10 protein-coding genes and 1 pseudogene are annotated in these 12,808 nt (G+C 64.4%); 4 read left to right on the forward strand and 7 right to left on the reverse strand.

All coding sequences use genetic code 11. From position 1 onward, the window contains the following. Positions 1 to 242: 242 nt before the first annotated feature. Together WHZ77_RS01110 and WHZ77_RS01115 are read right to left on the reverse strand one after the other, a co-directional pair. Positions 243 to 1,979, reverse strand: coding sequence for a putative bifunctional diguanylate cyclase/phosphodiesterase (locus WHZ77_RS01110; RefSeq protein ID WP_375312009.1), 1,737 nt, complete (start codon positions 1,977 to 1,979; stop codon positions 243 to 245). A 199-nt stretch (positions 1,980 to 2,178) separates the two neighbouring features. Beyond that, positions 2,179 to 3,144 carry a sensor histidine kinase gene (locus tag WHZ77_RS01115; protein ID WP_375312010.1) on the reverse strand — a complete coding sequence of 322 codons (966 nt, stop codon included), beginning with the start codon at positions 3,142 to 3,144 and terminating at the stop codon, positions 2,179 to 2,181. Between the two features lie 194 nt (positions 3,145 to 3,338). Between WHZ77_RS01115 and WHZ77_RS01120 the strand changes: the two genes are divergently transcribed. Beyond that, positions 3,339 to 4,178: an SDR family NAD(P)-dependent oxidoreductase gene (locus tag WHZ77_RS01120; protein ID WP_375312011.1), complete on the forward strand. Its 840-nt coding sequence runs from the start codon at positions 3,339 to 3,341 to the stop codon at positions 4,176 to 4,178. Between the two features lie 120 nt (positions 4,179 to 4,298). On the opposite strand, the gene WHZ77_RS01125 is transcribed toward WHZ77_RS01120, so the two are convergent. The 3 genes and pseudogenes from WHZ77_RS01125 to WHZ77_RS01135 all read right to left on the reverse strand — a co-directional run. Then, positions 4,299 to 5,675 carry a cytochrome P450 gene (locus WHZ77_RS01125; RefSeq protein ID WP_375312012.1) on the reverse strand — a complete coding sequence of 459 codons (1,377 nt, stop codon included), beginning with the start codon at positions 5,673 to 5,675 and terminating at the stop codon, positions 4,299 to 4,301. Between the two features lie 138 nt (positions 5,676 to 5,813). Beyond that, positions 5,814 to 7,049, reverse strand: coding sequence for an LLM class flavin-dependent oxidoreductase (locus tag WHZ77_RS01130; protein WP_375312013.1), 1,236 nt, complete (start codon positions 7,047 to 7,049; stop codon positions 5,814 to 5,816). A 198-nt stretch (positions 7,050 to 7,247) separates the two neighbouring features. After that, positions 7,248 to 7,883 (reverse strand): annotated as a pseudogene (locus WHZ77_RS01135) (FAD-dependent oxidoreductase); the annotation flags it as partial. A 169-nt stretch (positions 7,884 to 8,052) separates the two neighbouring features. Between WHZ77_RS01135 and WHZ77_RS01140 the strand changes: the two are divergent. Together WHZ77_RS01140 and WHZ77_RS01145 are read left to right on the forward strand one after the other, a co-directional pair. After that, positions 8,053 to 9,465: an MFS transporter gene (locus WHZ77_RS01140; RefSeq protein WP_375312014.1), complete on the forward strand. Its 1,413-nt coding sequence runs from the start codon at positions 8,053 to 8,055 to the stop codon at positions 9,463 to 9,465. A 140-nt stretch (positions 9,466 to 9,605) separates the two neighbouring features. After that, positions 9,606 to 10,784, forward strand: coding sequence for a PHB depolymerase family esterase (locus WHZ77_RS01145; RefSeq protein WP_375312015.1), 1,179 nt, complete (start codon positions 9,606 to 9,608; stop codon positions 10,782 to 10,784). Positions 10,785 to 10,796: 12 nt separating this feature from the next. Here the strand turns inward: WHZ77_RS01145 and WHZ77_RS01150 are convergent, their stop codons facing one another. After that, complete coding sequence (locus tag WHZ77_RS01150; RefSeq protein ID WP_375312016.1) at positions 10,797 to 11,489, reverse strand: MBL fold metallo-hydrolase; 693 nt, start codon at positions 11,487 to 11,489, stop codon at positions 10,797 to 10,799. A 96-nt stretch (positions 11,490 to 11,585) separates the two neighbouring features. On the opposite strand from WHZ77_RS01150, the gene WHZ77_RS01155 reads away from it, so the two are divergent. Continuing rightward, the gene (locus WHZ77_RS01155) at positions 11,586 to 12,077 is read left to right on the forward strand and encodes an MmcB family DNA repair protein (protein WP_375312017.1); all 492 of its coding nucleotides are present in this window, start codon (positions 11,586 to 11,588) and stop codon (positions 12,075 to 12,077) included. A 124-nt stretch (positions 12,078 to 12,201) separates the two neighbouring features. Here WHZ77_RS01155 and WHZ77_RS01160 read toward each other — a convergent pair whose 3' ends face one another. Next, a complete protein-coding gene (locus WHZ77_RS01160) occupies positions 12,202 to 12,756 on the reverse strand; it encodes an ActR/PrrA/RegA family redox response regulator transcription factor (RefSeq protein WP_074122131.1) in 555 nt (184 codons plus the stop codon). Between the last annotated feature and the right edge of the window lie 52 nt (positions 12,757 to 12,808).

The raw sequence follows: 12,808 nt of genomic DNA on the forward strand, positions 1-12,808 counted from the left end.
AAGTCCGCCTGTATTAGCAAAAGGATAGTAATTTCAAAGGGGGAATTGGGCGGCGGCAGCTCAGCATTTGCTGTCATCCCGGACAAGCGAAGCGCAGATCCGGGATCCATACCCACAGGGAGAGGTTTGACGAAGACTCGGAGTGGGAGCCTCGCGTTACACTACGCCCTGTGATTATGGGTCCGGGGCTCGCGCTTTGCGCGCCCCCGGGACGACAGCGAAATTGTTGCGACACTGTCGCCCTACCGGCGATACCCGTTCGCCCGTGAATAGCCCTGGCGGTTCTGCTGCAGCGGGCGGCTGGCGACGCTGCCCCGGGCCTCGCTGGAGGCGGGCGTTGCGAGCTTCAGCTCCTCCAGGAAGATCGGCCGGGCGAAATAATAGCCCTGCGCGTAGCGGATCTTGGTGGCGGCCTGGAGGTAGGCCAATTCTTCGTAGGATTCGAGCCCTTCGGCGATCACGGTCATGCCGAGCGCTTCGCTCAAGGATTCGATCGCGCGCAAAATGCCCTGGCTGCGCGGGCGCTTATGGATGTCGGTGATGAAGGAACGGTCGATCTTGATCTCGTCGGCGGTGATGTCGGCGAGCGCCGAGAGCGAGGAATAGCCGGTCCCGAAATCGTCGATCGAGATGCCGACGCCGAGCTTGCGGAACATCGGCAGGATTTCCGACTGGAAATGACTCTTGGCGACGAAGGCGTCTTCCGTCACCTCGATCATGAAGCGCTGGGGAAAGCCGGTGTCTTCCAGCGCCTGCGCGAAGTGGCGCATGAATTCCGGGTTGCCCGCCTGCTTGGCGGCGATATTGATGCTGATGGTGGCTTCCGCGCCAAAGGTGTCGTTGATCAGGTCGATCGACTTGACGATCTCGGCCAGCACGAGATGGGTCAGCTCGTCGATCAGCCCGAGCTCGCCGGCCAGGTTGATGAACGAGCCTGGCGCCTGGATCAGGCCTTCGTCGTCGCGCAGCCGCACCAGCGCCTCGATGCCCTTGACCGCCTGCGTCCTGATGTCGACCTTGGACTGGAACGCGCAGCAGAAGCGTTTTTCCAGGATGGCGAGCCGCAGCGACTGCTCGATCTTCATCCGCGCCAGGGCATCGCGCTCCATGCTGGAATCGAAGAAGGCCGCCGATCCCTTGCCACCGTTCTTGATGCGGTACATCGCGATGTCGGCGTTCTGGCGCAGCGTCTCGAAGGTTCGGCCGTGATTGGGATAGAGGCTGACGCCGACCGAGGTGGAGGCGAAGACCTCCGAATTGTCGATGAAGAATGGCGCGGTCAGCCGCTCCAGCGTCGATTGAATGAATTCGGCGACCTCCTCCTGGCTCTGGATCGGGGAGAGCAGCAGCAGGAATTCGTCGCCGGAGATGCGCGACAGCATGTCGGAATCGCGCAAGTCGCGTCCGAGTCGCTTCGACAGCTCGACCAGCAGCGCGTCGCCGACGGCATGGCCGTAATAGTCGTTGATGTGCTTGAAATTGTCGACGTCGAGAAAGGCGAGCGCGAAGCGTTCGCCCTTGCCCTCGTGCGCCAGCAGGCTGTTGGCGCGATGCTCGATCACGCGCCGCGAGGGCAGGCCGGTCAGCTCGTCGAAATAGGCCGAGCGGAATAGCTGGTCCTCGAAATTCTTTTGCTCGGTGATGTCCGCGGAGGTCGAGATCAGCAGCTCGCGTCCGGCGAGGCGGACGGGACGATGCGTGGTCAGCAGCACCTGGCGCGCGGCGCCGTCGTGCAGCGCTTCCTCGGTGACGACAGCCTGGCCGGCGGTCAGCGCCCGCTGGCAGGCTTCGCGGCGCGGCGCGAGATCGGGTGAGGGATGGCGGCCGTCCATGCCGAGCTGGGCGGCCGCGACATCGTTAACCAGGAGAAGCTCGCCTTGCGCGTCCTGCACGGTCAGGCCGGCCGGCAGCACTCTAACGATTTCCTTGAGGAATCCGAGTTCGGCTTGGCTCGCGCCGGAATATCTGTTGTCGTTCATAGAAGTCATGAATCTTGTTGTTTCAGCGCGCCTTTGCAATGGACGCGATCTTGCTCAGTTCCCTCTTAGGCTTGGTTAAGGGGTCCGGAGAAATACGGGGGTGTTTTGCGACGATGCGCCGCGCGCCCCCGATCGTCATTAACAGAGGGTCAACGCCGCTTGCGAAACTGCGGGCGGTTCTGTTTCTCTCGTGTCGAGATTAGCCGCCTTGCGGGACGCGGCACTGCATGATGCAATGAAGGCCGGTCTTGAGATACGAAACCTCGGTCTTGCCGTCGAAGGCTGATAGTGCGGACTTCAGCAATTTGGTGCCGAAGCCCGGCGTCGACACCTTGCCGATGCTCGGGCCTTCGGTCTCGTCCCAGGTAACGGTCAGACGATCGCCGCTGACGATCCATGACACCTGCAACAATCCGCTCGGCGCGGAGAACGCACCATACTTGCCTGCGTTGGTGGCGAGCTCGTGAAACATCAGTGACAGCGTGACCGCGAGCTTCGGCGGCAGGAACAGCCGGTCGCCATTGAGGGTGAAGCGGACATGGCCGTAAGGCCCGAGCTCCGCAATCAACAGGTCGCGGATGTCGCAGCCCGCTTTGTCGATCCGCGAGATCAAATCGTCGGTCGTGGCCAGAGAGCGCAGCCGGGGGTCGATCCGGGCCCAGACCTGCGGCTCGTCATGCAGCACCTGATGCAGCACGGCATGCACCGTCGACAGCTTGTTCTTCAGCCGGTGCTGAAGCTCGTCGACCAATAGCTTGCGATAGTCCTCTTCCTCGATCAGGCGCCTGGAAATCCGCCGCTGCTCCGTCAGCATCGTGCGATAGTGCTCGACGCCCCAGATGGTGAGGGCGCAGACGCACCAATACAGCGTCAGCAGGGTGAACCGGGCCCGATCCGCAAAAACATCGCCGAAATTGACGACGACGCCGAGTACGCCGCCGACCAGCGCGGTGATGATGCCGATCCGCAAGCCGCCGAACGCGGCGGCGAAGAGCACCGCCGGGAAGTACGGCGTGAAGTAGACGTCCGGTCGCACATGCGCGAGGCCCCAGCGCGCCAGCGTCGCGACCAGCAGGCAGGCGACCGCGAAGGAGATGCCCAGCGCGAGCGATGGCGGCGCCTCGCCCTGCCAACCCTTGCGGAATTCTTCGATCAGCTTCTGCATGCGCCGCCCGGTTGCCAGATGCGCTCGAAAATCGAGAGGTGGACGAGGATGTTACGCATCTCGCATGCGCAAGCAAAGCTTGCCTTGTCGATAGCTGGCAGGAATAGTGAGCGTCGCGACCCCGACTGTCGCAGCGCCGTCATCCATCGGTGTCGGCCATTTGGCATCAAATCGTTCAAGAACAGGGAGCTTCCATGGGCAGGCTTGACGGCAAGGTTGCGGTGATCACGGGCGCGACGAGCGGGATCGGATTGCGCACTGCGGAAGTCTTCGTTGCCGAAGGTGCCAAAATTGTGATCGCGGGGCGGCGTATACCGGAGGGTGAGGCGCTGGCGAAGCAGCTCGGGGCCAACTGCCTCTTCCGCCAGACCGATGTGACGGTCGAAGCGCAGATGCAGGCGCTGATCGCGCTCGCGGTGGACAGGTTCGGCCGCATCGACTGCCTCTTCAACAATGCCGGCGGTCCGGCGCAGACCGGCGGCATCGAAGCCCTCGAGGTCGAGCGCTTCGACGCGGCGATGGCGACGCTGGTGCGCAGCGTCATGCTCGGGATGAAACACGCCGCGCCCTTCATGAAGAAGCAGGGCTCGGGCAGCATCATCAACAACGGCAGCATTGCCGGCCGCCTCGCCGGCTTCTCTTCGTCGGTGGTCTACGGCGCGGCCAAGGCGGCGGTGATCCACCTCACCAAATGCGTGGCGATGGAGCTTGGCGAGTCCAACGTGCGCGTCAATTCGATCTCGCCCGGTGCGATCGCGACCGGCATTTTCGGCAAGGCGCTGGGCCTGTCGACGGAAGCTGCCGAGAAGACGCCGGCGGTGATGCGCGATGTCTACAAGACCGCTCAGCCGATCCCGCGCGCCGGCATCCCCGACGACATCGCCCAGGCCGCGGTGTTCCTGGCGAGCGACGAATCCGGCTTCATCAACGGCCACGACCTCGTCATCGACGGCGCCATCACCGGCGGCCGCAACTGGAGCCAGCAGCAGCAGGGCTTGGCGGCCTTGCGCAGCGCGTTTGATCAGGGGGCGTAGAAGCAAAGAGATGTGCCGTAGGGTGGGCAAAGGCGCGCTCTTCGCGCGCCGTGTCCACCATCGGTGTTCAAGCGTGAAACGGCATGGTGGGCACGCTTCGCTTTGCCCACCCTACGAAACCTAAACCGCCTTCATCCTTACCCTCAGTCCATCCCGCGGCTTCGGGATCGGCCACATCTGCCAGTCCGGTCTGTAGCCCGGCTCCAGCGACACCTCGATGTTCTGCAGGAAGTGCCGCGCGAAGCACTTGGCCTGCATGTAGGCGAAGTGCAGGCCGAGGCACATATGCGCGCCGCCGCCGAACGGCACCCAGGCGAAACGGTGGCGATTGCGCTGGGCTTCCTCGGTGAAGCGCAAGGGATCGAAGCTATCCGGCTCCGGCCAGATCTCCTTCATGTGATGCGTATAGAGCGGATTGACGCCGACCGCGGTGCCGGCAGGGATCGTGAATCCCCTGAAGGTGAAGTCGCGCATCGCGCGGCGCGGCATCGAGGGCACCGGCGGCTTGATCCGCAGCGCCTCCTTGAACGCCATCTCCGACAGCGGCATTTTTTCGAGATCGTCAAAACTGCTCGGCGCACCGGGCGCAAGCCCGAGTGCAAGAACCTCCGCCCGCAGTCTGTCCTGCCAGTCCGGATTGGCGGCGAGCTCGCCGACGAAGGAGGTCAGCGACGAGGTCAGCGTGTCGTGCGCCGCCATCATCAGGAAGCTCATGTGGTCGATGATGTCCTGCCCGGACAGCAGGGCACCATCCTCATGGGTGGCGCGGCAGAGCTGCGAGAACAGATCGTCGCCGCCATGATTGCCGCGCCGTAGCGGAATCTGCTGGCGGAAATAGGCGACGATGCGCTTGCGGCCCGCCACGCCACGCGCCATCTGCGTGCCCGGCAGGGGGCGGCGGATCGGGGCGACGGCGGCGGCGACCATGTCGACGAAGGCGCGGTTGATCTCGTCGACCTCCGGCCCGATGTCGGCGCCGAGAAAGGACGCCGCGGCCAGATCGAGCGTGAGCTGCTTCATCGCCGGATAAAGCTGCATCTCGCCGGGGTTCGCCTTCCATTGCGCCACCCGCGCGGCGATGCCGCTGTCGAGATCGGACAGATAGGATTTCATCGGCCCGGACTTGAACGCGACCGACAGCGCCTTGCGATGCAGCCGGTGCTCGTCGAAATCGAGCAGCATCAAGCCGCGCGGGAACAGCAGCCCGAGCACCTTGTTCCAGCCGTGGGTCGAGGAGAACAGCTTCTGCTGGTCGAACATCACGAGCTCGTTGGCCTCGGGCCCGAGCAGTACGACATTGGTCTCGCCGAAAACATGGGTGCGGTAGACCGGGCCGTATTTGGCGGCGTTCGCCTCGATGTGTCCCTTGGGATCGGCGAGCACCTGAAAGGTCTTGCCGATCACCGGCCAGCCCTCGTCGCCGGGGATATGCGTCAGCTCATTGCGTTTGGGTGCGGTGAACTGAAGCGCAGGGGCGGCCACATTCTGCATCGACATTGAGGATTGCTCCGGTTGGCTGACCGAACAGCGCGCGGCCGTGACAACATTCCGGCCTGCGCCAGCCGACCAGGTCAGCATAGCACAGGCCGATATCGCCTGCTCGAGATCGTGGTTACGCGTGTACGCCGGCGCAGCCTATCGCTTCGCCGCTTCCTTCTGCAGATCCGGGGCGTTGACGGCGGGAATGGCGACGCGGCCGGGGCCGGTCACCTTCAGCGCCTCGGCGGCCTTGTCGTTCTCCATGATCTTGGCCATCACGGCCTGTCCCGCACGCTCGAAGATCGCGCGGTTCTCGATCACGAATTTCTGCGACCTGCGCAGGCTGTCGGTATAGCCGTTGATCTCCGGGACGACATAGCGGGCCACCATGTCCCAGCTCCGGCGCGTGGCTTCCGGATTGGCCCAGTCGTGCACGAAGCCGATCACGGCGCCGATGCCGCCGGAGACCTGCATCACGTTCTTGATCATCTTGACGAGATCGTCGGGCGTGCCGATGACGGAGGCCGCGCCCTCGACGAACGCGGTCTTGTCCACGGCCTCGTCGGGGGAAGCGAATGCGGTCAGGCCCGGCCGCTTCAGCGTGCCGACATTATATTCGTTGTGCCAGCGCATCAGCCCGGCGCCGGCCTCCTTGCGGGCCTGCTCGCGGGTCTCGGCGACGTGGAAGGTCAGCAGCACGCGCCAGTTCGCGCGATCGACCGTGGTGCCGTGCTTTTTGGCGGCGTCCTCGGCGAATTGCCATTGCTGCTGCAGCGACATCAGGCCCTGCGTTGTCATCGAGCCCAGCGAGATGATGCCGATGCCGTATTTGCCGGCGAGCGTCATGCCGGAGGGCGAGATCTGCGACGCCACCACGAACGGCATCTCCTCCTGCAGCGGCAGGATCTGCAGCGCCGCGTCGTTCATGGTGAACCAGTCGCTCTTGGCGGTGACGCGCTCGCCGTTGAACAGCCGCCGGATCACGCCGATCGCTTCGTCCTGGCGGTCGCGCTGCGTCATCGGGTCGATGCCGAGCGTATGCGCGTCGGAGGCCAGCGCGCCGGGGCCGGAGCCGAAGATGGCGCGGCCGCCGGTCATGTGGTCGAGCTGCACCATGCGCTGCGCGACGTTGTAGGGATGGTGATAGGGCAGCGATACCACGCCGGTGCCGAGCTTGATCCGCTTGGTGCGCTCGCCCGCCGCCGCCAGGAACATCTCGGGCGAGGCGATCATCTCCCAGCCGGAGGAATGATGCTCGCCGCACCAGAACTCGTCATAGCCGAGCGCGTCGAGCTGCTCGACCAGGTCGAGATCGCGCCGGAACTGAAGCATCGGATGCTCCCCGATCGGGTGATGCGGGGCAAGGAAGGCTCCGAATTTCAGGCGCGCCATGGCGTTCTCTCCGGCTGTCATTTTCTGTTTGTTGAGCGGTGAGGCTACGTGCTGGAAAGATCGAACGCAATCGCGCGATGTCCCGCGCCGCGGAATGCAGGCATGCGTGTGTCGTCTCACTCCTCCAATTCTTGCGTGCAGACGCTCCGACGCCGTCATGGCCGGGCATGACGAAAAGTGGCGGGGAGGTGAAGTACGCTACCGCGTCATCCTGTTCCACGCGTCGAGGCCGGCGATCTTGTACGCCTCCGCCAGCGTCGGATAGTTGAACGTATTCTGGATGAAATAATCGATGGTGCCTTTGAGATTCAGCCCGGCCTGGCCGATATGGATCCGCTCGGTGGCGTCTTCGCCGAGGATGTGCACGCCGAGCAGGCGGCGGGTCTTGGTCGAAAAGATCATCTTCATCATGCCGCTGTTCAGCCCCATGATGTGGCCGCGCGAGGTTTCGCGGAAGCGCGCGATCCCGACCTCGTAGGGGATGCCGCGGGTGCGCACCTCTTCTTCGGTCAGGCCGGCGGTCGAGATCTCTGGTACCGAATAAATGCCGTAGGGAAAGAACTCCGGCGGCGCCATCGGCTCCATGCCGAGCGCGTGACACGCGGCTACGCGACCCTGCTCCATCGACGTCGAGGCAAGGCTTGGAAAGCCGATCACGTCGCCGGCCGCGTAGATGTGCGGCACGCTGGTCTGCAAGGTGACGGGATCGACCGAAATGCGGCCGCGGTGATCGACGACGATGCCGGCGGCCTCGAGGTTGAGCCGGTCGGTGGCGCCGACGCGGCCCGCGGCGAACAGCAGCATTTCCGTGGTGACGTGGCGCCCGTCGGACAGATGCCATGTCGTAGTCGTACATCCGGAAGACTTCCGAGCCCGCGAACCCGCGAAGACGGCCACGCAGCAATCGGGCCAGAGCGGCAGGTCCTACCTCCGAGGTAATCGCGCGGATGGCGCCAATCTGCGAGCATCGCTTGCAAATAAGTGCCTGAAGGGTCGCGCGCCGATGCATCAAACCGTCACAAAACACGTCGATTCGACCCGCCGCTGGTGGGTGCTGACGATTGTCATCGCCGCCCAGTTCATGTTCGGCGTCGACGCCTTCATTGTGAACGTCGCCATTCCCACCATCGCGGTCGACCTGCACGCGACACCGGCGCAGATCGAATCCGTCATCGCGATCTATCTGATCGCCTATGCCACGCTGGTCGTCACCGGCGGCCGGCTCGGCGACATCCATGGCACCAGGAACGTGTTTCTGGCCGGCGTGCTCGGCTTCACGCTCACCTCTTTGTGGTGCGGCCTCGCACAATCCGGCGCGGAGCTGATCATCGCCCGGCTGGCGCAAGGGGCGACCGCGGCGCTGATGGTGCCGCAGGTCTTGGCGACACTGCATCTGCTCTTCACTGACGAGTCGCGCAGCCGTGCCTTCGCCATCTACGGCATCGTACTCGGGCTTGCGGGCGCCGCGGGATTCCTGCTCGGCGGACTTCTGGTCACGCTCGATCTCGCCGGCACCGGCTGGCGCTCGGTATTCTTCGTCAATGTGCCCTGCGGCCTCGTCATCGCCGCTGCCGCCTGGCAGATCATGCCGTCGGTACCGCGTCGGGCCGGGACAAGGCTGGATATCAAAGGGAGTATCGTGCTGTTCACCGGGCTGCTGTGCCTGATCGGTCCGCTGCTGTTCGGCCACGATGTCGGCTGGGCGACGTGGCCGTGGGCGGTGATGGCCGTCGGCGGCGTGGTCCTCCTTTCATTCCTGAAGCTCGAACATGCTGTTGCGTGCGGCGGCGGCATGCCGCTGATCGATCTCTCGCTGATGGCGGACGCTGCCTTTCTGCGCGGGCTCGGCGCTGCCTTCTTTTTCTTCGTCGCCAATCTCTCGTTCTATCTGGTCATGACGCTGTTCATGCAGCGCGGCCTTAAGATTCCGCCGCTCGCGGCCGGCATGGCCTGCATTCCACTTGCAATCGCATTCGTCGCGGCCTCACGCCACAGCGGCGCGCGCGCACGCCATCGCGGCACCAAGGTGCTGATCGAAGGCTGCGCATTGCAGATTGCGGGCCTCGCGGCACTCGCGCTTCTTGTCGTTTATGACGGCGCGCCGACGCCGGTCGCGCTCGCGCTGACCATGAGCATCTTTGGCTACGGCCAGGGCCTGGTGATGGCGCCGCTCTCCGGCGCGGTGCTTTCGACGGTCAAACCCGTCGCTGCAGGCTCTGCCTCGGGCATGTACGGCACCACGGCGCAGATCGGAAATGCGGCCGGAGTGGCCGCAATCGGCGCGGTGTTTTTCGCGGTCGAAGCGCTGCAATCAGCGCGCGCAGCTCTCCTCGTTTCGCTCGCTCTATTTGCAGCGTTCATCACGATCTGCGCCGCATTTCTAACGTGGATGCGCCGCGCATCTGCACGAAGTTGAGGCATTGCGGTTAATACGTACGAATTTCCGCGGGATTTCCCGCGGTTCCACGGTGACCGACAGCACACGGTCTTTTTATTTTGCGCTGCAGCAACTATTTGGTTGGGATGGACGTTGACCGTCGCCTGCCAGGAGTTGCCGTGTCGCTCGCCAAAAATCTCGACCTGTTGCGACAGCTGCCAAAGCTGGATGGTCTGCGCTTTGCCGGTCTTGGCCGCAGCGCGGACGCGTCCAGTCCGTTGGAGGAAGTCACCGAGTTCGGTGACAATCCCGGAAACTTGCGCATGTTCGCGTTCGTGCCGGCGCAATGGCAGAAGCCGCGGGCGCTCGTCGTCGTGCTGCATGGGTGCGGCCAGACTGCGGCGGCTTACGATCTCGGCGCGGGTTGGTCGACGCTCGCCCGGCATTACGGCTTCGCGCTGGTGATGCCCGAGCAGCAGCGCGCCAACAACGGCAACACCTGCTTCAACTGGTTCAATCCGGAAGACACCGTTCGCGACGGTGGCGAGGCGCGTTCGATCCGCGAGATGATCGCGCATATGGCCGGGGCCCACGGCATCGATTCGAAGCGCATCTTCATCACCGGCCTGTCCGCCGGCGGCGGCATGACGTCGGTGATGCTCGCGACTTATCCGGAAGTGTTCGCGGCCGGCGCGGTCATTGCGGGATTGCCCTACGGCATCGCCTCGAATCTGCGCGAGGCGCTGGACGGCATGTTTCATTCGCCGGCGCGGCCCGAGCGCGAACTCGGCGATTTCGTGCGTCGCGCGTCGGACCATCGCGGCCCTTGGCCGAAGATGTCAGTCTGGCACGGCAGCGCCGATCGCACCGTCAATCCCGGCAACGCCAATGAGATCGTCAAGCAGTGGCTTGACGTGCACGATCTGCCGGCCGCGCCGATGGCGGAAACCATCGTCGACGGCTATCCGCGCCAGGCCTGGTGGAACAAGGACGGCGAGACGCTGGTCGAGTCCTACGCCATCACCGACATGGCGCACGGCACGCCGCTTGGGCTGGCCGACAACGACCAGCGCTATGGCGTCGAGGGAGCGTTCCTGATCGAGGCCGGCATCTCCTCCTCCTACCACATCGCGAAATTCTTCGGCCTCACCGGCTGGATTGCGGACGCAGCCGGCAAGAAGGCGGAGGCAAAGGCTGCAATTGCCCAGCCGGCACGCTCACCCGCGCCGCATCTGGCACGCTCGATCCGCTCCGCCGTTGCAGACGAGCCCGCCGAACCGAAGCGCGAGCAGGCCCGCGGCCTGGATCTCGGCCAGATCATCACCCGGGCGCTGACGGCCGCGGGATTGATGAAGTAGCGCGCGTCGCGCTCACATCTCGCCGGTGATGAACGGATTGGTCATCCGCTCCTGGCCGATGCTCGAGCCGGCGCCATGGCCGCAGATGAAGCCGACATCGTCGCCGAGCGGCAGCAGCTTGGTCTTGATCGAGTCGATCAGCGTGGCGTGACTGCCGCCGGGCAGATCGGTGCGCCCGACCGAGCCTGCGAACAGCACGTCGCCGACATGGGCGAAACGCAGTTCCTTGTTGAAGAACACCACGCTGCCGGGCGAGTGGCCGGGGCAGTGCAGGATGTCGAACGACAAGCGACCGATCTCGACGGTGTCGCCTTCCTCCAGCCAGCGGTCCGGTGCAAAGTTGCGCCCGCCCGTCATGCCGAAGCGCGCGCCGCTCTCCACGACGTTGTCGAGCAGGAACTTGTCCGCGGCATGCGGACCCTCGATCGGCACCTTGAGAGCATCGCGCAATTGCGCCGCGCCGCCGACATGGTCGATATGGCCGTGGGTCAGCCAGATCTTCTCGACGGTGACGCCGGTCTGCTTGATCGCCTCCAGAATCTTCGGCACGTCGCCGCCGGGATCGATCACCACGGCCTTCTTGCCGGGTTCGTCCCAGATGATGGTGCAATTCTGCTCGAACAGCGTCACGGGGACGATGATCGCGCCGGCCTTGGCCTGCGCGGATTCCTGCGAGGATTTTTGGGTGTCATTTTGCTCGGTCATCGCGCCACAATGCCGATTTTTGTCCTACCGCCAAGCAAAAGATTCGTGCCGGACTGAACGATGGGCGCACGCTGTGGAATCGGCTAAACTGCCGCCATGGACAACCCCGCCCGCAACATCGCCCTCGTTCCGCCGCCGGATCGTCGTCAATCCGAGACGGCGCTCGCGATCGCGCGCGGCACTGCGCGGCTGTTGCGCTCGCTCGGCTTCACCTGCATCAGCGAATTGCCGCTGCCGTCGGGGCGGCGCGCCGACCTCGTGGCGCTGAACGAGCGCGGCGAGATCTGGATCGTCGAGATCAAGTCGTCGGTCGAGGATCTGCGCGCCGACCAGAAATGGCACGAATACCGTGCCCATTGCGACCGGCTGTTCTTCGCCTTCACGCAGGACCTGCCATGCGAGATCTTTCCGGAAGGAACCGGCCTGATCATCGCCGACGCCTATGGCGCGCATCTGCAGTGCGAGGCGCCCGAGCACAAGCTGCCCGCGCCGACACGCAAGCAGATGACGGTGCGGTTTGGAATGGCGGCGGCCTTGCGGATCAACCGGCTGGTCGATCCGCAGGGGCATGCGGAGTTTTGGGAATAGGCCGGAGCGAATCCGGAATTCGTAGGGTGGGCAAAGCGAAGCGTGCCCACCACTCAATTCAACCAGGACTGAAGCAGTGTTGGTGGGCACGGCGCTTTGCGCCTTTGCCCACCCTACGCGACCGTTATCGTGGTGCGCGCTTCGCCAGGATCCGCTGCAGCGTACGGCGGTGCATGTTGAGCCGGCGCGCCGTCTCCGAGACGTTGCGATTGCACATTTCGTAGATGCGCTGGATGTGTTCCCAGCGGACGCGATCGGCCGACATCGGGTTCGTCGGCAGTTCGGACTTTTCCGCGCTGGTCGAGAGCAATGCGGCGACGACGTCGTCGGCATCCGCGGGCTTCGAAAGATAGTCGATCGCACCCATCTTCACCGCGGTGACCGCGGTGGCGATGTTGCCGTAGCCGGTCAGCACGATCGCGCGGGCTTCGGGGCGCTTCTTCTTCAGCGCGGAGACGACGTCGAGGCCGTTACCGTCGCCGAGGCGAAGATCGACCACGGCGAATGCCGGCGCAGCCTTGCCGATTTGCGCAAGACCGTCCGAAACCGTGTCGCACGACGTCACCGCAAAACCACGGGTTTCCATGGCGCGCGACAGCCGCTCCAGAAACGGCTTGTCGTCTTCCACGATGAGAAGCGAGCGGTCGGTCTGTTCGTTCAGTTCGGCGATGGCGTTCAAGGTGTTGTCCTTTGTCCTGCACATCTACATATGGCGTCGCAAGCAAGCGGTG

The organism is Bradyrhizobium sp. A5 (genome assembly GCF_042076515.1).
Lineage (GTDB): Bacteria > Pseudomonadota > Alphaproteobacteria > Rhizobiales > Xanthobacteraceae > Bradyrhizobium > Bradyrhizobium cosmicum.